The 21,966-nt window shown below is 67.5% G+C and carries 22 protein-coding genes; 10 read left to right on the top strand and 12 right to left on the bottom strand.

The genetic code is table 11. The annotated features are described in order from the left end of the window. Position 1: 1 nt before the first annotated feature. Together GGR36_RS14650 and GGR36_RS14645 are read right to left on the bottom strand one after the other, a co-directional pair. Positions 2-1,330 (bottom strand): ATP-binding protein, encoded by a 1,329-nt coding sequence (locus tag GGR36_RS14650; RefSeq protein WP_183635500.1) that lies wholly within the window; start codon positions 1,328-1,330, stop codon positions 2-4. Next, entirely contained in the window at positions 1,330-2,058 is a 729-nt protein-coding gene (locus tag GGR36_RS14645) for a response regulator (protein WP_183635498.1), read from the bottom strand. Before GGR36_RS14645 ends, GGR36_RS14650 begins: the two co-directional genes overlap by 1 nt. 219 nt (positions 2,059-2,277) lie before the next feature. On the opposite strand from GGR36_RS14645, the gene GGR36_RS14640 reads away from it, so the two are divergent. Beyond that, the gene (locus GGR36_RS14640) at positions 2,278-2,538 is read left to right on the top strand and encodes a hypothetical protein (RefSeq protein ID WP_183635496.1); all 261 of its coding nucleotides are present in this window, start codon (positions 2,278-2,280) and stop codon (positions 2,536-2,538) included. 74 nt (positions 2,539-2,612) lie between these two features. Here the strand turns inward: GGR36_RS14640 and can are convergent, their stop codons facing one another. Beyond that, entirely contained in the window at positions 2,613-3,257 is a 645-nt protein-coding gene (gene can / locus GGR36_RS14635; protein WP_183635482.1) for a carbonate dehydratase, read from the bottom strand. An 89-nt stretch (positions 3,258-3,346) separates the two neighbouring features. Between can and GGR36_RS14630 the strand changes: the two genes are divergently transcribed. Together GGR36_RS14630 and GGR36_RS14625 are read left to right on the top strand one after the other, a co-directional pair. Continuing rightward, positions 3,347-3,676, top strand: coding sequence for a DUF1840 domain-containing protein (locus GGR36_RS14630; protein ID WP_183635481.1), 330 nt, complete (start codon positions 3,347-3,349; stop codon positions 3,674-3,676). Further along, entirely contained in the window at positions 3,673-4,401 is a 729-nt protein-coding gene (locus GGR36_RS14625; RefSeq protein ID WP_183635480.1) for a substrate-binding periplasmic protein, read from the top strand. The genes GGR36_RS14630 and GGR36_RS14625 overlap by 4 nt, the downstream gene beginning before the upstream one ends. A gap of 6 nt (positions 4,402-4,407) precedes the next feature. On the opposite strand, the gene GGR36_RS14620 is transcribed toward GGR36_RS14625, so the two are convergent. Both GGR36_RS14620 and GGR36_RS14615 read right to left on the bottom strand, forming a co-directional pair. Next, positions 4,408-5,406 (bottom strand): 2-hydroxyacid dehydrogenase, encoded by a 999-nt coding sequence (locus GGR36_RS14620; protein WP_183635478.1) that lies wholly within the window; start codon positions 5,404-5,406, stop codon positions 4,408-4,410. A 27-nt stretch (positions 5,407-5,433) separates the two neighbouring features. Then, the gene (locus tag GGR36_RS14615; protein ID WP_183635476.1) at positions 5,434-5,802 is read right to left on the bottom strand and encodes a cupin domain-containing protein; all 369 of its coding nucleotides are present in this window, start codon (positions 5,800-5,802) and stop codon (positions 5,434-5,436) included. 124 nt (positions 5,803-5,926) lie between these two features. On the opposite strand from GGR36_RS14615, the gene GGR36_RS14610 reads away from it, so the two are divergent. The 4 genes from GGR36_RS14610 (at position 5,927) to GGR36_RS21950 (ending at position 9,942) form a co-directional block, all read left to right on the top strand. Continuing rightward, positions 5,927-6,556, top strand: coding sequence for a TetR/AcrR family transcriptional regulator (locus GGR36_RS14610; RefSeq protein ID WP_183635474.1), 630 nt, complete (start codon positions 5,927-5,929; stop codon positions 6,554-6,556). 178 nt (positions 6,557-6,734) lie between these two features. After that, positions 6,735-8,363 (top strand): parallel beta-helix domain-containing protein, encoded by a 1,629-nt coding sequence (locus GGR36_RS14605; RefSeq protein ID WP_183635472.1) that lies wholly within the window; start codon positions 6,735-6,737, stop codon positions 8,361-8,363. Positions 8,364-8,443: 80 nt separating this feature from the next. Then, positions 8,444-9,685: an SO2930 family diheme c-type cytochrome gene (locus GGR36_RS14600; RefSeq protein ID WP_183635470.1), complete on the top strand. Its 1,242-nt coding sequence runs from the start codon at positions 8,444-8,446 to the stop codon at positions 9,683-9,685. Positions 9,686-9,756: 71 nt separating this feature from the next. Next, complete coding sequence (locus GGR36_RS21950; RefSeq protein ID WP_183635468.1) at positions 9,757-9,942, top strand: oxidoreductase-like domain-containing protein; 186 nt, start codon at positions 9,757-9,759, stop codon at positions 9,940-9,942. A 3-nt stretch (positions 9,943-9,945) separates the two neighbouring features. Here GGR36_RS21950 and GGR36_RS14590 read toward each other — a convergent pair whose 3' ends face one another. Beyond that, the gene (locus GGR36_RS14590) at positions 9,946-10,536 is read right to left on the bottom strand and encodes an HD-GYP domain-containing protein (RefSeq protein WP_183635466.1); all 591 of its coding nucleotides are present in this window, start codon (positions 10,534-10,536) and stop codon (positions 9,946-9,948) included. 155 nt (positions 10,537-10,691) lie between these two features. On the opposite strand from GGR36_RS14590, the gene GGR36_RS14585 reads away from it, so the two are divergent. Then, positions 10,692-11,924 (top strand): HD-GYP domain-containing protein, encoded by a 1,233-nt coding sequence (locus tag GGR36_RS14585; RefSeq protein WP_183635464.1) that lies wholly within the window; start codon positions 10,692-10,694, stop codon positions 11,922-11,924. Positions 11,925-11,930: 6 nt separating this feature from the next. Here the strand turns inward: GGR36_RS14585 and GGR36_RS14580 are convergent, their stop codons facing one another. The 5 genes from GGR36_RS14580 to GGR36_RS22130 all read right to left on the bottom strand — a co-directional run bounded on the left by GGR36_RS14580 (position 11,931) and on the right by GGR36_RS22130 (position 14,370). Next, positions 11,931-12,428, bottom strand: a complete 498-nt coding sequence (locus GGR36_RS14580; RefSeq protein ID WP_183635462.1) for a RidA family protein — start codon at positions 12,426-12,428, stop codon at positions 11,931-11,933. Then, positions 12,425-13,033 carry a glutathione S-transferase gene (locus tag GGR36_RS14575; protein ID WP_183635460.1) on the bottom strand — a complete coding sequence of 203 codons (609 nt, stop codon included), beginning with the start codon at positions 13,031-13,033 and terminating at the stop codon, positions 12,425-12,427. The genes GGR36_RS14580 and GGR36_RS14575 overlap by 4 nt, the downstream gene beginning before the upstream one ends. Before the next feature lie 20 nt (positions 13,034-13,053). Further along, on the bottom strand, positions 13,054-13,698 hold the full coding sequence (locus tag GGR36_RS14570; RefSeq protein ID WP_183635458.1) for an alpha/beta hydrolase: 645 nt from the start codon (positions 13,696-13,698) through the stop codon (positions 13,054-13,056). Continuing rightward, positions 13,695-14,006, bottom strand: coding sequence for a (2Fe-2S) ferredoxin domain-containing protein (locus GGR36_RS14565; RefSeq protein WP_183635456.1), 312 nt, complete (start codon positions 14,004-14,006; stop codon positions 13,695-13,697). The genes GGR36_RS14570 and GGR36_RS14565 overlap by 4 nt, the downstream gene beginning before the upstream one ends. Positions 14,007-14,241: 235 nt before the next feature. Further along, complete coding sequence (locus GGR36_RS22130; protein WP_276510012.1) at positions 14,242-14,370, bottom strand: hypothetical protein; 129 nt, start codon at positions 14,368-14,370, stop codon at positions 14,242-14,244. Between the two features lie 22 nt (positions 14,371-14,392). Here GGR36_RS22130 and GGR36_RS14560 point away from each other — a divergent pair, with 22 nt between their 5' ends. Further along, positions 14,393-15,433, top strand: coding sequence for a polysaccharide deacetylase family protein (locus GGR36_RS14560; RefSeq protein WP_183635455.1), 1,041 nt, complete (start codon positions 14,393-14,395; stop codon positions 15,431-15,433). 15 nt (positions 15,434-15,448) lie between these two features. Here the strand turns inward: GGR36_RS14560 and GGR36_RS14555 are convergent, their stop codons facing one another. Next, positions 15,449-15,907 carry a hypothetical protein gene (locus GGR36_RS14555; protein WP_183635453.1) on the bottom strand — a complete coding sequence of 153 codons (459 nt, stop codon included), beginning with the start codon at positions 15,905-15,907 and terminating at the stop codon, positions 15,449-15,451. A gap of 304 nt (positions 15,908-16,211) precedes the next feature. Here GGR36_RS14555 and uvrA point away from each other — a divergent pair, with 304 nt between their 5' ends. Then, positions 16,212-21,914, top strand: coding sequence for an excinuclease ABC subunit UvrA (gene uvrA, locus GGR36_RS14550; protein ID WP_183635451.1), 5,703 nt, complete (start codon positions 16,212-16,214; stop codon positions 21,912-21,914). Positions 21,915-21,966 lie beyond the last annotated feature (52 nt).

Below are 21,966 nucleotides of genomic sequence, written 5' to 3'. Positions count from 1 at the left end.
TTCAGGCCGCAATCCGCACTTCCGCTTCAAGTCCGCCCAGGGGGTGGTTGCGCAGGCGCAGCTGGCCGCTCTGCGCGGCGACCAGGTTCGCGGCGATTGCCAGGCCGAGGCCGGTGCCGCCGGTCTCGCGCGAGCGGGAGCCCTCAAGTCGGTAGTAGGGCTTCAGAACGTCTTCGAGATGCTCGGGCGGGATGCCGGGGCCGCTGTCGCGCACCCTCACCGCAATCTGCGCACCTTCGCGGCTGACGCTGACTGCCGCGCTGCCGCCGTACTTCACCGCGTTGTCGATCAGGTTCAGGAACACGCGCCGCAGCGCATTGGCCCGCGCCGGCACGACGATACCGGCGTCGCCGCTGAACTGGACGGCCTGGCCCGAGTCGCGCGCGTCTTCGCACAACGTGTCGAGCATGGCCGAGAGGTCGATGCGCTGGGCCTGCTCCTGTGCGTCGAGGCTGCGTGCAAAGTCGAGCCCCTCGTTGATGAGTGTCTGCATCGCGCTGACGTCTTCGCCCAGCTTGCCGCGCAGGGCGTCGTCGTCGATCAGTTCAAGGCGCAGCCGCATGCGCGTCAGCGGGGTCTTCAGATCATGCGCGATCGCGGCGAGCATCTGCGTGCGCTCATCGATCTGGCGGCGGATCTGCGCCTGCATCGCGTTGAAGGCGTGCGCGGCGTCGCGCACCTCCGTCGGGCCGTCTTCATCCAGCGGTGCGCGCTGCAGGTCGCGGCCGAGGCCGGCGGCATGCTCGGCCATCGCGCGCAGCGGGCGGGTGGCGATGCGTACCGACAGCCACGCCAGCACCACCAGCATCACGATGCCGATCACCCAGGGCACCCAGTCGGCATCGCCGAGCTTGACCCAGCGCGTGGTGTATTCGACGCGTACCGGCTGGCCGTCGGCGAGCGCCAGCTCGGCCGCGAAGCGCTTGGCGAGATCGTCGCAGTCCGGCACCGCGGCCGGCGTGCAGGGCTGCGGCGCCAGCGCCTCGAAGCGCACCTTGCCGGGCGGCCGGCGGATGCCGCGCGCGAGCTTGTCGCGCAGCATCGGATCGAACTCGCCGGCGCCGCCGACGGTGCTCGGAAAGCTCACGGACAGCCGCTCGAACGAGATGCCTGCTGCCGCGACCGCGCGGTCGGCGCGCGGCAGCGTGTCGAGCACCCGCACGACGTCGCTGATGCGCTCGATCGCCGAGGTCTGGCCGAGCCGTTCGAGTTCGTCGGTGTAGAGCTTCTCGATCACCCAGCGCGACAGGAAGGTCGCCGCGACGATGCCGCCCGCCATCAGGAAGAAGATGCGGACCGCGAGCGATTTGGGAATCAGGCGTAGCTGCATCAGTCGCCCTCGCTGTCGACCGGTACCGCGAAGACGTAGCCCTCGCTGCGCACCGTCTTGATCAGCCGCGGGCTGCGCGCGTCCTCGCCGAGACGGGTGCGCAACCGGCTCACCTGCAGGTCGATCGAGCGGTCGAAGGGGTCGGCGTCACGACCCTTGGTCAGATCCATCAGCTGGTCGCGGTTGAGCACCCGGCCCGGGTGGGTGAGGAAGGCATTGAGCAGGCGGAATTCGGCGCCGGACAGCGGCACCAGCACCCCATCGGGCGACGTGAGCTGGCGCGTCTCGACCGCGAGCACCCAGCCTTCGAAGCGGAAGCAGCGTGCGCCCGGCGTCGTCAGATTGGTCGGCAGCGCCTGCGCGCGCCGCAGCACGCTGCGGATGCGGGCGAGCAGTTCGCGCGGCTCGAAGGGTTTGGGCAGGTAGTCGTCTGCGCCCATTTCGAGCCCGACGATACGGTCGACCGGTTCGCCGCGCGCGGTCAGCATGATCACCGGCGTGCGGTTGCCGCTGCCGCGCAGCGAGCGGCACAGCGAGAGGCCGTCTTCGCCCGGCATCATCAGGTCGAGCACCACCAGATCGATGCGCGAGGCTTCCATCACTTCGCGCATCTGGCGCCCTTCCCCGGCCAGGCTCACGCGGCAGCCATTGCGGCCGAGATAGCCAGCCAGCAAGGCGCGGATTTCGCGATCGTCGTCGACGACCAGGATATGAGGCATCGTTTCCATGGCGTGTTTATACCGCCACCAGCGGCGCCTTGGCGCCTGCGCGGTAACGGCACGTGTCCTCGCAAACGGGAGATACAGAACGATACACGGCCGGCGGCGGGTGAAATGTGCGCGACACCGGGACGTCGCCTAATGCGCTTCGCACGGCGTGGCGCTACCCCGGATCCTCCCGCCGTGCAACCGCAGCCCGCCGGCAGACCGGGCAGAAATGAGGAAACGATGAAACTGACAGCATTCCTGCTCGCCGCGCTGTGCGCGAGCACCACAGCCCATGCCGCCGAAGCGCCCGCAAAACCGGCCGATACCCCGATCAAGGTGACGGCGCGGCCGGTGTTCATCGCCGCCGATGCGCCGATCGACCGTATGGTTGTCGTCGGCCATCGCAGCGCCGCGGCCAAAGCGAAGGCCGTTGCCACTGCCGACGCCAGGACCACCGTCGCGCAGGCGAAGGACCGCTGCGACGGCAACCGGCGCGGCTGACCCGGCTCCAGTTCCCGCAAACGCCAGGTGCCTTGTTGCCGCGACCGCCTACCCGGCGTTCGCGGCCTCTTTTTTCAGACGCGCGTGTTAACCGCCATCGTGTAGGCCTCGCGCAGGTCGCGTTCGCGCGCGATGCTCATGTCGAGGTCGCGCACCAGGCCGTCCTGCAGGCCGTAGCACCAGCCGTGCACGGTGACCGGCTGGCCGCGTTGCCAGGCGTCTTTCATGACCGTGGTCTGGGCGATGTTCACCACCTGCTCGACGACGTTCAGCTCGCACAGCCGATCCACCTGCGCCTTCTCGTCGCCAATCGCCGCCAGCTGGTCGCGGTGCTTGTCGCGCACGTCCTGCACATGGCGCAACCAGTTGTCGACCAGGCCCAGGCGCAGGTCGTTGAGCGAAGCCTTGATACCGCCGCAGCCGTAGTGGCCGACAACGAGGATATGCTTCACCCGCAGCACGTCCACGGCATACTGCAGCACCGACAGGCAGTTGAGGTCGGTGTGCACCACCAGGTTGGCGACGTTACGATGGACGAAGACTTCGCCCGGCGCGAGGTCCACAATCTGGTTGGCGGGCACGCGGCTGTCGGAACAGCCGATCCAGAGGTATTCCGGATTCTGCTGTGCCACCAGGCGCGAAAAGTAGGCGGTGTCTTCCGCGACCATCTCGCGGGCCCACTCCTGATTGCGTTCGAGCAGCTGGTCGAGTCGTTTCATCGTTGTTGCCTAAGCGGGGGGACTCCGGATTCTACCTGCCGGCACGCTGCCTGACTGCACTGCAACATACCTGTACTGGAGAGCGCACCATGGCCATCATTACCTTCAAGTCCCCCGCCGCGGGTGACGTCATCATGTTCGGCAAGGTCGCGCGCGTGCTGCTCGAGGTGATCGGCAAGGACCCGGACGACGCGCGTGGCATCGTCACCGTGGCGCAGTTGCCGGACGCGATTGCCGCGCTGCGCCGCGCCGCTTCGGAAGACAAGGCGCGCGCCGAGGCACCACCCGGCGATGCGGATGAGGACGACGACGCGCCGCGCGGCATGGAAGGGCCGGTCGCACTCTGGCAGCGCGCGGCGCCGCTGATCGAACTGATGCAGTACGCGCTGGCCGAGGAACAGCCCGTCATCTGGGAATGATGCGCGCGCTGCTCGCTGCGTTCGGGCTGTGGTTGTGCGCCACAGCGACGGCGGCCGGTGAAACCGCGCCGACGCTGACTGTCGTCGGCGACGACGCGCCGCCGTTCCGGATCTTCGAGCGCGATGCCGCTCGCGGCTTCTATTTCGATGTGCTCAACGCGCTCGCGAAACGCGCGGGCATACACCTGCGTTTTGTCGAAGTGCCTTCGGCCCGCGCGTTGGCCATGATGCGCGCCGGCGAGGCCGACCTGATGGTCGGCCTGCTGCAGACGCCGGAGCGTACCGCCTACCTTCACTATCTGCATCCCAACCTGCCGCCGGTCGATAAACGCTTCCTGGTCCGGCCGGGCGGGCCGCGCATCACCCGTTTCGAGGATCTGGCGCATCTGGTGGTTGGCGTGGAACGCGGCAAGTCGTATTCGCCCCAGATCGATCAGGCAGGCGCGCTCGCGCGCGATGTCTCCGACAGCTACGCGATCGCCTTGCGCAAACTCGGCGCCGGCCGCATCGACGCAGTGCTGATCCCCGAGGCCGAAGCGGACTGGCTGATACGCGAGACCGGTCAGCGTTTCGACAAGGCCGAATGGGTGATCGCAGGGCAGCCGACCTACATCACGCTGTCGCGAGCGTCGCCGCATGTCGCGCTCTTGCCGCGACTCGAACAGGCGCTGGTTGAACTCGCCACCAGCGGCGAAATCGGCGCGCTGGCGCTGCGCTATCGCTGAGCGCCCTCAGGCCGGGCGCACCTCGTTCACCAGCGTTTCCCCGCGCGCAAAGGCGCTGGCGTTGCCCAGCGTGGTCTGTGCGATGGCGCCGAGGGCCTCGCGGGTCAGGAAGCCCTGGTGCGAGGTGATCAGCACGTTCGGGAAGGTCATCAGGCGCGCCAGCGTGTCGTCCTGCAGCGGCTGGTCGGAGAGGTCGTGGAAGAACACGCCTTCCTCCTGCTCGTACACATCGAGCCCGACGCCGCCGATCTGGCCCGTCTTCAGTCCATCGATCAGCGCCTGCGTGTCGATCAGCCCGCCACGGCTGGTGTTGGCGATCACCACGCCGCGCTTCATCTTGGCGATCGCGGCCTCGTTGATCAGGTGATGGCTCTGCTCGCTCAGCGGCAGGTGCAGTGACAGCACGTCGGACTCGGCCAGCACCCGCTCGAGCGGGGCGTACTCGAAGCCGATCTCGGCGGCGGCCGAGGGATTCTCGTAGGGGTCGTAGGCCAGCAGCTTGCAGCCGAAGCCCTTGGCGATGCGCAGCGCACACTGGCCGATGCGGCCGGCGCCCAGCGCGCCGTAAGTCTTGCCGTACAGGTTGAAGCCTTCCAGCCCGTCGAGCGAGAAGTTCTGCTCGCGCACCCGGTTGAAGGCGCGATGCGTCTTGCGCACCAGCGTCAGGATCAGGGCGAAGTTGTGTTCCGCTACGGCCTCGGGCGAGTAGGCCGGCACCCGCGCGACCTTGATGCCGAGGCGGGCTGCCGCTGCGATGTCGATGCCATTGAAGCCGGCGGCCCGCAGCACTACCAGCTTGACGCCGAAGCCGGCGAGCTTGGTCAGCACGCGCTCGCCGAGGCGGCAATTCACGAAGGGGCAAACGGCGTCGAAGCCTTGCGCGAGGTCGGCGGTCTTGCTGTGCAGGCGCTCCTCGAAGAACTCCAGCTCGTGTTCGCCGGCCGCGTTGGCGTCGGTCAGCGCACGTTCGTCGTAGGGGTGGGTGTCAAAGACTGCGATACGCATGGGTGCCTCCGGGGGTGAGGGCTCATTCTATTTTCTGGCGTCGCGGTCCACCACGACAAAATGCTTGCGCACCGGTTCGATGACCTCAAAGCTGCCTTCAAAGCCGGCGGGAATCACGCCTGCTTCGCCGGGGCCGAATTCGCGCGCATGGCCGTGCGCATCGGCGATGCGGATGCGGCCTTCGAGCACATGGAAATATTCCTCCTTGCCGGCTGGAAAGGCGATGCGCCAGGCACCCACCTCGCAGGCCCAGTATCCGGCGCTGGTCAGGCTGTCTGCGCTCTCGTGCAGGGTCCAGGTCAGGCGCGCCGGGTTGCCTTGGATCAGACGGTCGGGCCGCGGGCGGTCCGGTGCGGGCTCGGGCAGGGGATCGGAGAAGTGGATCAGGGCTGTCATGGGTATTTGCGAAGGGTCAAACCTCGGGCTGCCAAGCCTCGCATTGACGGCCGGCGGGGGCAAGTCGCCGGTGGCGGATCTGTTAGCCTTGGATCTTGCCATTGACCATCTTCCGTCCGCTTCAATGCCCCGTCCCAAGGGAAGTCGCCAAGTCCTCGACGTCCGCAATCGCGCGCTCGACGCCGCGCTCGATCTGTACTCCGCGGAGGGGCGATCGGGTTTGCAGATGCGCCGCATCGCCGCCGAGCTGGGCTGTGCGGTGGGCACCCTGTATCAGCACTTCGCGGGCAAGGCCGAACTGGAACGCGCACTGGTCAGCTATGCCTTCCAGCGCTTCCTTGCGCGGGTGATGCCGGTCGCGATGGACGCCGCGCCGGGGCGTGCGCGCCTGCAGGCGGTGGCGCGCGCCTATGTCGACTTTGCGCGGCAGTATCCGCGCGAATTCCGCCTGGTCTTCCTCGCGCCGATCGAAGTCGATCCGACCCTGCCGCCGGACCCACAGCCCGCCGGCGATACCGATACCGCGATGCAGATGGGTGCAGCGGTAGCGCACGAGTGCCTCGCCGAACAAGGCGTGACGCCGCCGCCCGATCGCATGCTGGTGCTGGCGCAGACGCTGTGGGCCGGCTTGCATGGTGTCGCGGCCCTTGTCGCAACGCTCGATCACGACCCCGACATCGTATGGGCGCCGCTCGATGCGCGCATCGACGCCATGGTCGAAGTCCTTTACCGGGGCCTTCCGGCGGCCGTCTGAGGCTCCCCGCGCGATACCCGTATCCAGAGTATTGATGCTCTGCCACAACTTTCTGTTGCGGCAGCCATGTCTTGTCATTGAATGAACCACAGTTCAATAATCCGACCCGCCCAGGGCACCATGGCGTCGCAGAGCGCCGGACCGGGCTAAAAAGACCAACACCAACAGGGGACAATCCATGATGCACATCCGCGCCAGCGCGAGCCTGCTGTCGCTCGCCTTCGTTCTTGCCGCTTGTGGCGGCGGCAGTGGCGACTCGACACCGCAATCCCAGACGATTTCCTTCACCGCGCCGGCAGCGCAGTCCGTCGGGGCCACGCCCGCGGCGCTGAACGCCAGCGCATCGTCGGGCCTGAGCGTCACCATCACGTCGCAGACCACCTCGGTGTGCACCGTCTCGGGTGCGACCCTGACGCTGGTTTCACCCGGCACCTGCACGTTGCAGGCGACGCAGGCCGGTAACGCATCATGGACGGCGGCGCCCCCGGTTTCGGTGAGCTTCACCGTCAACCCGCAGGGCACCGTCGTCACCGCGGCGAAGATGAATGACATCGACCTCAACGCGATCCTGCTCGCGGCCAAGGACGGCGACACCATCACCCTGCCGCCGGGCAAGTATTCGATGATGGGCCCGCTGCAACTCTCGGCGAAGAACAACATCACCATCGTCGGTGGCGGCATGGGCACCGACCCGGCCAAGGACACGATCCTGTCCTTCAAGAACGCGCTGACCCAGAACGGCATCTCGGCGACCTCGCTGACGAACGTCACCTTCAAGAAGTTCGCGATCGAGGATGCCTCGGGCAACGCGCTCTTCGTGCAGAGCACGACCGGCGTGGTGATCGACACGGTACGTACCGAGTGGATGACCGACCCGGTCAATACCTCGACCATGGCTTACGGCCTCTATCCGGTGAAGAGCGACAAAGTCCTCGTCATCAACAGCAAGGTCGTCGGCAGCCGCGATGCGGGCGTGTATGTCGGTCAGTCGACCGACATCCGCGTCGCCAACAACGAGGTCTCGTACAACGTCGCCGGGGTCGAGATCGAGAACTCGCACGGTGCCATCGTCGAGAACAACAACGTGCACGACAACACCGGCGGCATCCTGGTCTTCGCGCTGCCCGGGCCGACGCGCTTCCTCGATACCCGCGACGTGAAGGTGCGCAACAACACCATCATCAACAACAACGAGCCGGTCGCGAAGAACGCCACCGGCTGGGTCGCCACGGTGCCGCCCGGCACCGGCGTGATGGTGCTGTCGTCGCAGAACGTCGAGGTGTACGGCAACGCGATCACCAACGACAACACCACCGGCGTGCTGCTCGTCACGGCCTACGCGGCGGGCATCACCTTCAACGCGTCCACGCTCGACCAGCAGGGCAAGCCCTACGATCCTTACCTGCGCGGCACCTACGTGCACGACAACGCGGTCAGCATCTTCGGCGGCAAGCCCGGTGGCGCGTTCGCCGACCCGGCCCAGCTCGGCCCCTTCACGACGAGCCTGTTCTCGACCCTCGCCTCGTTCAACCAGCCGCAGAATTTCCCGGCAGTGATGTGGGACGGCATCGTCGATCCGGCCACCGGCTCGGGCCTGAAGAACGATGGCAGCGGCGGGGCCTATTCCGGGAACCTGCAGGTCTGCTCCAAGGGCAACGTCATCACCCCGCCGACCGGCGCCGCGATCTCGTACGAAAACATGGATCTCGACCTGATCGCGCTGCAAAGCGGTGGCAACCCGGCCTTCCCGAATCCGCCGCGCATGGACTGCACCATCACGCTGCCCGCTGTGACCACTTCGCTGTAAGCGGCCGTCAGCAGACCCATTTCACCTTGCGGGGCGCGCCCGGACGGCGTTCCCCCATTCCTTGCCTCGGGTGATTGAACATGAACAACCTATTCAGCAGCATCAAGTCATCGGCCGTGGTCGCCACGTTTGCGGCCAGTGTCCTCCTCGCCGGCTGTGGTGGAGGCGGCGGCGATGCCCCGTCGAATCCCGGCACCGGCACCACGCCGCCGCCGGTCGCGACGACGCCGACCGTGTATGAAGCGGCCAAGGCGCCCGCCAAGCTGTCGGCCTGGAACCTGGTCAAGCTGAGCGGAAACACGCTGTCGCTCAACAGCGCGATGGTGCCCTTCGACCTCAATTCCACGCTGTTCACCGACTACGCCTTCAAGTTGCGCGCGCTCTACGTGCCGGCCGGCAAAACCATCGGCTACACCAGCGCGCCGAACGATCCGCTCGACTTCCCGATCGGCACCGTGCTCGCGAAGACCTTCTACTACCCGAAGGCGACCGGCACCGATGCGGCCTACCTGCCGGTCGCACAAAAGACCCAGGCGGTGCAGGGCGCGACCATCGACATGTCCGCCTATCGGCTGATCGAGACGCGCCTCCTGGTGCGCCAGGCCGATGGCTCGTGGGCGGGCCTGCCCTATGTGTGGGACGACGACCAGAAGGATGCGACGCTGACCACCCAGGGCAAGTACATCTCGATGGAACTGGTGCCCGATGTCGGCGCGAGCCAGAAGTTCACCTACGCCGTGCCCAATTCACAGACCTGCCAGCAATGCCACGCCGCCAAGAGCAATGGCAGCGGTTCGACGACGCCGATCGGGCCCAAGGCACGCAACCTCAACAAGATGTACGACTACGGCAATGGCACGGTCGCCAACCAGCTCACCCATCTCGACGATCTGAAGCTGCTGTCGGGCTTCACCGGCGTGGGCAATGCGCCGGCCAGCGCCGACTGGAAGGACACGACGAAGACGCTCGATCAGCGCGCCAGCGCCTACCTCGACGTGAACTGCGCGCACTGCCACAACAGCAAGGGCTATGCGTCGCAGTCGGGCCTGCTGCTGAACTACGACAACATCGGCAACGCGACTGCCACCGATACCTGGGGCGTGTGCAAGATTCCGCTCGCTTACGTTGGTACCGGCCAACCCGGCTACAAGTACGACATCAACCCGGGCAGCCCGGAGACCTCGATCCTGCTCTACCGCATGAGCCATGTCGGGGCGTCGCAGACAATGCCGGTGGTCGGTCGCCAGACCAACCACATCGAAGCGCTGAGCGTGGTGAACGACTGGATCAGGCAGCTCGCGCTCGCCGCCTGCACGCCTTGATCCGGCGCGCCGCGCATTGATGACCCCGTGCCGGTAAGCTTCGCGCTGCCGGCACATTCACTTCTCGCACCGTGACCCACGACGACGTTTTCGACCCGCAACCTGAGCCCCCCGAACCGCCGCACGATGGAGAATGCTGCGAGAGCGGCTGCGGCGAGCAATGCGTGTGGACCCGCTACAACGCAGAGCGTGCCGAGTTCGAGCGGCAGATCACCGCCTGGCGCGCCCGCCACCCGGCGGACGCACACTTCCGCTGAACGCTACATCGCCCGCAAGGGGCTGCGCTCGATCAGCCGGGCGAAGCGGTCGAACAACCAGGGGTCGAGCTTCACGCCACGCTCCTGCTCCATGGTTGCCATCGTCGAGTGGTGCGGTTGCGCGTCGCGATACACCCGTCGGGTCGCGATTGCGTCGTAGGTATCGGCCATCGCGATGATGCGTGACACCACCGGGATCGCCTCGCCGGCGAGCCGGTCGGGGTAACCCTGCCCGTCGAACTGTTCGTGATGGTGGCGGATCGCCAGACCGACCGAGTCGGCACGCGATACGCCCAGCGACGCAAGAATGCGCTGGCCGCGCTCGGGGTGGGTGCGCATCGTCGCCCAGGACTCGGCGTCGAGCGGCCCCGGATTGTGCAGCACATGATCCGGAATGCCGAGCTTGCCGATGTCGTGCAGGCAGGCGGCGCTGTGCAACACGCGCAGATCGCGCCCGTCAAGGCCGCAACTGCGACCGAGCAGGTCGGCCAGCGCGACCACCCGCTCGCAGTGCGCGCGGGTGCCTTCGTCCCGCTCGCCCAGGGCGGTGACCAGGGTCCGGGTGACGCGGTGGGTGATCGGATCGTGACGCATGTTTCGGTGGGGGGAGCGGCTGATGGTGGGAGATTACACGCTGCAAAGCGCGACCGGGTTCGGGATTGAGCCGCAAATGCCCGGCCGACGCGACTTTCGCATGCTGTAATGGGGTATGGGCCGGGCACGGCCGCCACCGCAATCGGGAGGGACACATGCAGGTGATGCTCGCGGATATGGTGTTTGCCTTGTCCGAGGCCGTCGATCTTGTCGGTGTCGACGACGACCTGCATGGCAGGCGGGTCGCGGTGATGGCGGCCGAATGCGCGCGCGAGCTGGGCTACGACACGGCCCACCGCTGGCGCCTGCTGCACGCCGGCATGCTGCACGACTGCGGTGTTTCCTCCACCCGGGTGCATGCCAACCTGGTGAACGAATTCGACTGGCACGGCGCGCAGGCGCACTGCGTGCTCGGCGAGGCACTGCTGGCGAGTATTCCGGTGCTGGCCGATCTCGCGCCGATCGTGCGCTGGCACCACACCCACTGGTCGGCGATGCCGCCAGGGCTCGATCCGGACGTGGCACGCGACGCCAATCTGATCTATCTGGTCGACCGCGTCGACGCGCTGACCGCACCCAGCTACGGCGCGCCCGACTACCTGCTGGCCAAGGAAGCGAGCCGCCAGCGGATCGCTGCGGCTTCAGGGCGCGAGTTCTGCCCCGCACTGGTCGATGCCTTCCTCGCCGTCTCGCGCCGCGAGGCATTCTGGCTCACGCTGGAGCGGCGCCACCTCACCCGCTACCTGAACCACGCTGCCGCAGAGAGCCTGCAAGGCGAACTCGACCTGGCCGGCATGCTCGCGCTGGCGCGCGCCTTCTCGCAGATCGTCGACGCCAAGAGCCCGTTCACCGCTGAACACTCGCTCGGCGTTGCCCGTCTCGCACTGCATCTGGCGCAGCGCGCCGGGCTCGATCAGCCGACCTGCGCACGCATCGAAATCGCCGCCCTGCTGCACGATATCGGCAAGTTGCGGGTGCCGGACGAGGTGCTCGAAAAGCCGGGGCCGCTCGATCCGCAACAGCGCGCCTCGATGCTTTGCCACAGCTTCGAGACCTACCAGATCCTCAGCGCGATCCGCGGCTTCGACGACATCGCACTGTGGGCCTCGTGCCATCACGAAAAGCTCGACGGCTCGGGCTACCCCTTCCACTTCGAAGCCGGCGAGATTCCGCTCCCGGCCCGCATCATCGCGGTGGCCGACATCGCTCAGGCGCTGGTGCAGAACCGGCCCTACCGCGGCTCGATGCCGGACGATGCGGTGATGGCGCACCTTCAGAAGCTGGTCGCCAATGGTTTGCTCGATGGTGAGGTCGTCGGCCTGCTCGACGCCGATTGCGCGGCCTCGCTGGCCATCGCGCGCGGCGCGGCGGCCAGCGCGCTGCACTGAGACGTCTCAGGCCACGCTGGGCCGAACCGCCGCGGTGAGATCGATTTCGACCGTCGCGTCCTTCGGCAACTGCGCGACGCCGACCGAGGTTCGGGTGTGGCCGCCATCCGGTGCCAGCAGCGCATACAGGATGTCCGACGCGGCGTCGGCGACCTCGCTCTGCTGTGTGAAATCGGCTGCCGATTGCACGAACACGTTCATCCGCAGCACCCGCACGAGGCGATCCAGCGAACCGATTTGCTGGCGCGCGATCGCCAATGCGCGCAGCACGCAGATGCGGGCGGCGCGACGGGCATCCTCCAGCGACACCTCACCTGCGCGGCCGCACACCGCGAGCTGGTCGCCGACGCGCGGGATCTGGCCGCTGATGTAGAGCGTCTCGGCATGAAGCACCGCCACTTCGTAGCGTGGCACTGCGCGGAAGGGCGTGTCGATGTCGAGTCCGACTTCCGCTGCCAGCTGCCGCAGGGTCTCGTCGCGGCTCGAGGGTGCGGACGTACTCATGCCGGCGGTTGCGTTTGCACGAAGGCCGGGCGTGCAAGCAGCATGGCACCCCAGGCGGCCAGGGCCGGATAGCGCGACGCCAGATCCGCCTGCGGAAAGCGGAAGTTGAGCCAGCCCCACATGCAGCCGACGGCAATGTCGGCCAGCGTCATTCCGCTGCCGACGAACCAGTCACGGCCGGCGATGGCGGTGTCGAGTGCGGCGAGGCCGTGTTCCACCTTGCCCCAGTGCCGCGCGCGCCAGGCCTCGCTCTGCTGAGCGGCGGGGCGACGAGCTTCGAGCAGCACCAGCACGCCGGCATCGGTAATGCCGTCGGCGAGCGCTTCCACCTGTTTCACCTCGACCGCCGCGAGGCGATCGGCCGGCAGGAAGTAGGGCGCGGCGGCGAGCGTTTCGAGGTACTCCGCGATCACCGGCGAATCGAACCACGCGCGGCCATCGTCCGCGATCAGCGCTGGCACCTTGCCGAGCGGGTTGTGCTGGCTGACCATGTTCGCCGGCTCGTGCGGGTTGTCGGGAATCAGCGCGAAGGGCAGGCCCTTTTCGTGCAGCAGCACGCGGATCTTGCGGGCATAAGGGCTGGTGAGCGAGGCGATCAGTCGCATGAGAGGTCTCCGGAAGGGTGCTACTCGCGCCAGGCGCGCACGATGATGTCGCGCAGGATGTGAAGGCGGGTGTGGAAGAAATGGTCCGCGCCCGGCACCACCACCACCGGCACCTGCAGCGGCTCGGCCCAGGCCAGCACGTTTTCCAGCGGCACCGTTTCATCGCGATTGCCGTGGATCACGATGGTGTCGGGCGTGACCGCCTCGGTGTCGTAGGTGCGCGCGCCTTCGATGAAACCCGACGCGGTGCCGACCAGGATCAGCCGCTTCACAGGCCGCCCGGCTGCGGCAAGCCGTTTTGCAACGCGGGTCTGCACGAAGGCGCCGAAGGAGAACCCGGCCAGCACCAGCGGGCCATCGCCGTACTGCGCCTGCGCCCAGTCGATCAGCGCCAGCAGGTCGCCGGATTCGCCGTCGCCATGGTCGTGCGTACCGGCGCTTTCGCCGACGCCGCGAAAATTCGGTCGCAGCGTGCAATAGCCCAGATCGCGCAGCGTGCGCGCCAGCGTATGCGCGACCTTGTTGGTGTTGGTGCCGCCGAAGAGCGGGTGCGGGTGGGCGACGATCGCGAGCCCGTGCGCGCCTTCGGGGGTGTCACGCAGCACCTCGATCTGGCCCGCCGGCCCATCGACGAGCAGCTTTTCGGTTGCAAGTGCCTTCCTCATTTGAGCTTCAGCCGTTCCACAACCTTCCCGCCGACGATGTGCGAGTCGATGATTTCATCGATGTCAGATTTGTCGACGTAGGTGTACCAGGTCTCGTCCGGGTACACCACCAGCACCGGCCCTTCGTCGCAGCGGTCCAGGCAGCCGGCCTTGTTCATGCGGACCTCGCCCGGCCCGTTGAGTTTCAGTGCCTTGATGCGGTCCTTCGCGTAGGTCTGCAGTGCGACCGCGCCGTGGTTGGCGCAGCAACTTTCGCCCTCCGGGCGCTGGTTGCAGCAAAAGAAGACGTGGTGCTTGAAGTAGCTCATTCGCAATCTCCGAAAGTGGCAATTATCGCGCAGCCCGCGTCACGACGGGTGTCGCGGGGCCGGCAAGGCGCTGTCACGGCAGTAACGATTCTGACGATTTTGACGACTCAGGCGGCCGCCTGACGCCTGCAAACCGGGATGCCTGACAGGCGCGTTCTGCCATTTGCAGCGCGTGGGTGCATTTCCCATTCCCCGTAATCCGGGTGCGGCGTTCGTGTGTTTTTCCCGGGGCCCCTCACGCGCGCATCGGGAAGCGCGCCGCAATGCCAATTAGTTCCACTTGCGGCGTCTTCAATTTCCCTAAAGTTGGGAAATCCGTCGATCCATTCGGCTCACCTGACCACAGGCAGGCGATGTCCAGCACCGCAGCCCTCATCGAGAAGCGCATGACTGTGCCAAAAGCCCAGCCGCCCGTTTGCCCGGCCGTAACCCGCGTCTCCCCGCCGCGTGCGGATGCGCCGTGCACCGACGTCGTGCTGGGTTTCGACGTCGAGGTCTGGGCCGACGGCTGGGGCAACGTCGATGCCACCGTAGGGGCCGCATTCCGGCGGCGCATCTACGGCCACTCCCGCGAATCCGGCGCCGGTCTGCAGGCGGCGCTTCGCATACTGAGCGAGAACGGGCTGCACGCGGTCTTCTTCGTCGAGCCCCTGTTCGCCGCGCGCGTGGGTGAAAGCTACCTCGCCGAGATCGTGGAACTGATCCTGCGCCACGGACAGGAAGTCCAGCTGCACATGCATGCGGAATGGGCCTATGAACTGCGCGACCGCCAGTTCCGCGGCGTCACTCTGCTCGCCCGCACCCGCAACATCTCCGACCTGCCGGTTGAGGCACAACGCACCGCGATCCGGCTCGGGCTCGATCTTGTCGAAGGTTGCGGCGCCCCACGGCCGATCGCCTTCCGCGCCGGCAGCTACTACTTCCGGCGCGAGACCCTCGGGCTTCTGGCGGAAAACGGCATCCGCTTCGACTCCAGCCTCAACCTCAGCGAGAGCAGATCGGGGCCGGATCTCGGCGAATACCGCGTGCCGCGGGTGAGCGCCATCGACGGCCTGATCGAAGTACCGATCGCGCAGGTCGTGCCATGGGTAATGCGCGCCCGCCAGGCGCAGATTGGGGGCTGCGGACTGGCCGAACTTACCCGTTTGGTACGCCATGCCGCCGACACGCAGTCGGGGCCGGTCGTCATTGTGTCGCACAACAATGAGATGCTGCACCGGGTGAGCGGTCGGCCGGACGCCTATGTCGTGCGCCGTTTCGAGGCCTTCTGCCGCTGGCTCAGCCGCACGCCGGGTATCCGCACCACCGGCTTCACCGACATGAGCGATGCGGTGCTGGGCGGCGACGTCCCGGTGCTGCGCCACGCCCCGCTGGCCAACCTGGCGCGGGACATCGAGCAGCGCTGGCGTCGCTGGCGCTACTACTGAATCCGGCCCGCGACCTCAGTCGTCGCCGTGGCCCTTGCCATGGCCTTTACCCTTCCCCTGGCTGTTGCCTTTCCCGTTGCCGTGTCCGTGACCGTGCTCATCGTCGTAGTCACCGCCGTGATGGTCCCCATCGCCATAGCGGGTGCGATAGGCCGGGACATATTCCCGTTCGTACCAGTCGCCATGCACGAAGAAGACCGGGCGTCCGCAGGCGCGGTATTCGTCGCAATGCTTTTCCCAGTGTTTTTCGTGGCCGGGGGGCACGCGCAGGTACACCGGCCCGCCGTAGCTGTGTCCGCGGTCGATGATCACCGGCTGCGGATAGATCACCCGCGGCTGCGGGAAGTTGCCGATGTCGATCTGGCCGTAGAAGCCCGGCTGGCCGATGCTGATCGACACGCCGACATCGGCGGCCAGCGCCTGGCCGGCGCCCAGCGCCAGCGCGACGGCGCAGAGTGATTGCTTGAAGGACATGCGTTTCCCCCGTGTTGGTTCGTTTCTGGCGGGTTCCCACCCGGGCGCCGCCCCAGAGTGCGGAACCTTCCCGCCATTTACGGCATCAACGTCCAGGCGGCACAGGGTGATGACGCAGCCACCGTAAGCGAAAATTCGCCGGCCGTCTGTGCGGCGCCTGACTGCGCCGGCTTGAAGCGCTGGCCGGATCGGCCCAGCATGGCGGGCTTCCCGGTGATGGCTGCGCCAGCTTCTGCGCATCGCGCAATTAACTGTTATTTTATACAGCCATACCCGCCTCCTGCATCAGAAAGCCAGGCTAGCCATGACGACCCCCGGTCCCGACACGATCCAGATCCGCGGCGCCCGCCAGAACAACCTGAAGAACCTCGACCTCGACATCCCCACCGGCGAGCTGGTCGTGGTGACCGGGCCGTCCGGTTCGGGCAAGAGTTCGCTGGTGTTCGACACGCTCTACGCCGAGGGCCAGCGGCGCTACGTCGAGACCTTCTCGCCCTACGCGCGGCAGTTCCTCGACCGCATGGACAAGCCGCAGGTGGACCGCATCGACGGCGTGCCGCCCGCGATCGCCATCGACCAGACCAACCCGGTGCGCACCTCGCGCTCCACGGTCGGCACGATGACCGAGCTCAACGACCACCTGAAGCTCTTGTTCGCCCGCTGCGGCCACCTGCACTGCAAGCGCTGCGGCGCGCCGGTGAAGCGCGACAGCTCGGAGAGCATCGCGGCGGCGCTGGCCGAGCGTACCCAAGCTGAAGACCCGCGCCTCGCGCTGGTCGCGCCGGTGGCGATTCCGGCCAACTTCAGCGAGGCCGAGATCCGCGCCGCGCTCGAAGCGCAGGGTTATGCGCGGATGCAACCGGTGGGCGAGCGCACGATGGCGGTGGTGGTCGACCGCTTCCGCTTCTCCAACGCCGAGCCCGCACGTCTGGCCGAGGCGCTGGAGGCGGCGCTGCGGCTCGCGAACGGCCGTGTCGAGGTGCATGTCGGTGGCGAGGTCGTGGCCGATGCGAGCAAGCCGGTCTGGAAGTTCTCCAGCGATCTGCACTGCGCCGAGTGCGACATCCACTACGCCGACCCCACGCCGGCGCACTTCTCCTTCAACAGCGCGGTGGGCGCCTGCGAGGCCTGCCGCGGTTTCGGCCGCGTCATCGGCATCGATCCCGGCCTGATCATCCCCGACGAGTCGAAGAGCCTCGCCGATGGCGCGATCAAGCCCTGGCAGACCGAGAGCTACAAGGAATGCCAGACCGACCTCGCCAAGTTCGCCAAGAAGCGCGGCGTGGCGATGGACATCCCCTGGCGCGACCTGCCCGAGGAGCACCGCCGCTGGGTCTTCGAGGGCGACGAGGGCTGGGTGAATTGGGACAAGTCCTGGCCGGGCAAGTGGTACGGCGTGCGCCACTTCTTCGACTGGCTGGAGACCAAGGCCTACAAGATGCACATCCGGGTGCTGCTGTCGCGCTATCGCGCCTACACCCCCTGCACCGTGTGCGACGGCGCGCGGCTCAAGACCGAGCCGCTGCTGTGGCGCGTCGGCAGCCGCGAAGAAGCAGATCGCGCGCTGGCGCCGAACCTGCGCCGCTTCCGTCCGCACGGGGTAACGATGCGCGCCGAGGTCCTCGACACGCTGCCCGGCCTGAACGTGCAGGACGTGATGCAGCTGCCGATTGCGCGCGCCAAGCAGTTTTTCGACACCCTCGCGCTGCCCGGCGCACTGGACCAGGCGACCGAGCAGCTGATGGGCGAGATCCGCAGCCGCCTCGGCTTCCTCTGCGACGTGGGGCTGTCATACCTCACGCTGGACCGCCAGAGCCGCACGCTCTCCGGCGGCGAGGTGCAGCGCATCAACCTCACCACCGCGCTGGGCACCTCGCTGGTAAACACGCTCTTCGTGCTCGACGAACCCTCCATCGGCCTGCACCCGCGCGACATGGACCGCATCAACGGTGTCATGCACCGCCTGCGCGACGCCGGCAATTCGTTGATCGTCGTCGAGCACGACCCGGCGGTGATGTTCGCCGCCGACCGCATTCTCGACATCGGCCCCGGCCCGGGCAAGCAGGGCGGCGAGATCGTGTTCTGGGGCTCGCCTGATGAACTGCGCGCACGCACCGACACGCTCACCGCGCAATACCTCGGCGGCCACCGTCGCGTCGATGCCGGCCTCACACCGCGCGAAGTCGCCGACTGGACGCCGCGCCTCACGCTGCGCGGTGCAAGCGCGAACAACCTGCGTGGCGTCGACCTCGCGCTGCCACTGCACCGCTTCGTCGCGGTCACCGGCGTGTCGGGCTCGGGCAAGTCCACGCTGATCCAGGACGTGCTCTACCCCGCGCTGCAGAAGCATTTCGGCGAAGCCACCGAAGCGCCCGGCGCCTTCGACGCGATTGACGGGCTGGACGAAATCACCGGCGTCGTCATGGTCGACCAGACGCAGATCGGCAAGACCACGCGCTCCAACCCGGCCAGCTACGTCGGCGCCTTCGACAGCATCCGCAAGCGCTACGCCGCGCTGCCCGAAGCCGCACAGCGTGGCTACACCGCAGGCACCTTCTCGTTCAACGCCGGCGACGGCCGCTGCCCCACCTGTGGTGGCAACGGCTTCGAGCACGTCGAGATGCAGTTCCTCTCCGACGTCTACATCCGCTGCCCGGACTGCGACGGCCGCCGCTTCCGCGCCGAAGTCATGGAGGTGAAGCTCGAAGGCAGATCGATCGCTGACGTGCTCGACATGACGGTGGCCGAAGCGCTGGACTTCTTCTCGAAGGACGGCGAACTCGCCCGCGCGCTGCAGCCGCTGGTCGACGTGGGGCTGGACTACCTCACGCTCGGCCAGCCCGTGCCCACGCTCTCCGGCGGCGAGGCGCAGCGCCTCAAGCTCGCAGGCCACCTCGCGCAGACCGCCGAGGCGCTGTACCGCAAGGGCGCGGCGAAGAAGAAAGCTCCGGCGAAAGAGCACCTGCTGTTCCTCTTCGACGAACCCACCACCGGCTTGCACTTCGATGACGTCGCCAAGCTGCTGCGCGCGCTCTCCAAGCTCGTCGATGCCGGCCACTCGGTGCTGGTGATCGAGCACAACCTCGATGTGATCGCCGCCGCCGACTGGGTGGTGGACCTCGGCCCCGAGGGTGGCGACGGCGGTGGTGTCATCGTCTTCGAGGGCACCCCGTCCGCCCTGCAGCAGTCCGACACCCACACCGGCCGCGCGCTGGCCGATTACCTGGTGCGCCTCACCGCGCCCGCGCAGCTCGGCAAGGCCGCAGGCAAAGCCAAGCGCGTGGGGGCCGCTGCGGCGGCTAACGACGTGAGCGCCCGCCTCGTCGCCGAACCGAAACACCGCTACCTGCCCGCGCGGCGCGACGCCATCGGCGTGGTGCGCGCACGTGAGCACAACCTGAAGAACGTTTCGGTCGAGATTCCGCACCGCCGCTTCACCGTGGTCACCGGCGTGTCGGGTTCCGGCAAGTCCACGCTGGCCTTCGACATCGTCTTCGCCGAAGGCCAGCGCCGCTACCTCGAATCGCTCAACGCCTATGCGCGGCAGTTCGTGCAGCCGGCCGCCAAGCCCGATGTCGACGCCATCCACGGCATTCCGCCCACGGTGGCGATCGAGCAGCGCACCAGCCGCGGCGGGCGCAAGAGCACGGTCGGCACGCTCACCGAAATCCACCACTTCCTGCGCCTGATGTTCGTGAAGCTGGGCACCCAGCACTGCCCCGACTGCGACTGCGCGATCGAGCCGCAATCGCCAGACGCCATCGCCGCGCGCCTGCTGCGCGACTACAAGGGCCGCGAGGTCACGCTCGCCGCGCCGCTGGTCATCAACCGCAAGGGTCTCTACACCGACCTCGCGAAGTGGGCCGCCAGCAAGGGCTACGCCCAGCTGCGGGTGGACGGCGACTTGCTGCCCACCAAGCCCTGGCCGCGTCTGGACCGCTTCAAGGAACACATCATCGAGCTGCCGGTCGCTACGCTGAAAGTCGGCGCCCGCAACGAGGCCGAGCTGCGCGACGCGCTCGCCAAGGCGCTGGAGTTCGGCAAGGGCGTGCTGCACCTCATCGACGGCGAACAGGTCGTTGTGTTCTCCACCAAGCGTGCGTGTCCGAGCTGCGGCATCAGCTTCCCGGAACTCGACCCGCGCCTCTTCTCCTACAACTCCAAGCACGGCTGGTGCCCTGACTGCATGGGCACCGGCAACACGCTGCCCAAGTGGCTGCGCGACGCGATGCGCGACCCCGAGGGCGACGCCACCGCGGCCGAGTTCACCGGCCTGCGCTACGAAGGCGAAGCGGGCGAAGACGAAGAGGTCGAGCCCGAAACTGAATGCGCCGCCTGCGAAGGTGCGCGGCTTAACCCCACCGCGCTGGCGGTGCGCTACCGCGACAACAGCATCGCGGACTATGCGCACCTGTCGGTCGAAGGGCTGGCCAACTGGATCGGCACGCTCAAGCTCGCCGGCCGCGAGGCCGAGATCGGCCGCGACATCGTCGCCGAACTCAAGTCGCGCCTCGCCTTCCTGAAAGACGTAGGCCTCGGCTACCTCGCGCTCGATCGCGCCGCGCCCACGCTCTCGGGCGGCGAGGCGCAGCGCATCCGCCTTGCCTCGCAGCTGGGCACCAACCTGCGTGGCGTCTGCTACGTGCTCGACGAACCCTCGATCGGCCTGCACCCGCGCGACAACGCCATGCTGCTCGACACGCTGCACGCGCTCGAAGCCAAGGGCAACACCGTGGTCGTGGTCGAGCACGACGAAGAGACCATCCGCCGTGCCCACCACGTCATCGACATGGGCCCCGGCGCCGGCACGCGCGGCGGCAACATCGTCGCGGAAGGCGATGCGGCGGCGCTGATGGCGGTGCCCGAATCGGTCACCGGCCGCACGCTGCGCGCGCCGCTCGCGCACCCCCTGCAACCGGCGCGCAAGGTCGATGCCGAGACGCCCATGGTCACCGTCGAAGGCGCGGCGCTGCATAACCTGAAGAACGTCACCGCGCAGATCCCGCTCGGCCGCCTCATCGTCGTCACTGGCGTGTCGGGTTCGGGCAAGTCCACGCTCGCGCGCGACGTGCTGCACAAGAACCTGCGCCGCCTCGTCGCCACGCAGGCCTTCAACAGCCGCACCAAGGGCGCCAAGGTGGTGCTGGAAGGCTGCGAGGCGGTCACCGGCTGGCAGCCGGTCGGCCGCGTGCTCGAAGTCGACCAGACCCCGATCGGAAAAACGCCGCGCTCCTGCCCGGCCACCTACATCGGCTTCTGGGACGCCATCCGCAAGCTCTACGCCGACTCCGAAACCGCGCGTCTGCGCGGCTGGGCGCCGGGCCGCTTCTCCTTCAACACCGCCGGCGGCCGCTGCGACGCCTGCGACGGCCAGGGCCAGCGCACCGTCGAGATGAGTTTCCTGCCCGACGTCAAAGTGCCGTGCGACGTCTGCAACGGCGCGCGCTTCAACACCGACACCCTCAGCGCCACCTGGCGCGGCAAGAGCATCGCCGACGTGCTGGCGATGGAGATCGACGAAGCCGTCGACTTCTTCGCCGCCCACCCGGTCATCCAGCACCCGCTGAAGCTCTTGCAGGACGTCGGCCTCGGCTACCTCACCCTCGGCCAGCCCTCACCCACGCTCTCCGGCGGCGAAGCGCAGCGCATCAAGCTCGTCACCGAGCTGGTCAAGGTCAAGACCGACCCCGCCGCGCGCGCCCGCGCCAGGACCCCGCACACGCTCTACGTGCTCGATGAACCGACGGTGGGCCTGCACATGGCCGACGTCGAAAAACTCATCCACGTCCTCCACCGCCTCGTCGACGCCGGCAACACCGTGCTCGTCATCGAACACGACCTCGACGTCATGGCCGAAGCGGACTGGATCGTGGACCTCGGTCCCGAAGGCGGCGACGGCGGCGGCGAAATCGTCTTCGCCGGGCCGGTGGCGAAATGCGTCAAGGCGAAGACGCATACGGGGCGGGCGTTGAAGGGGTTTCTCGCTTCGCGGGTGCGACAAATGTAGGTTGGGCTGAGCAAGGCGGAGCCCAACGGTTTTCGAACGACCGGCCGTGGTG

It is taken from the genome of Niveibacterium umoris, assembly GCF_014197015.1.
Classification (GTDB): domain Bacteria; phylum Pseudomonadota; class Gammaproteobacteria; order Burkholderiales; family Rhodocyclaceae; genus Niveibacterium; species Niveibacterium umoris.
This window is presented reverse-complemented; position numbering and strand designations above follow the sequence as displayed.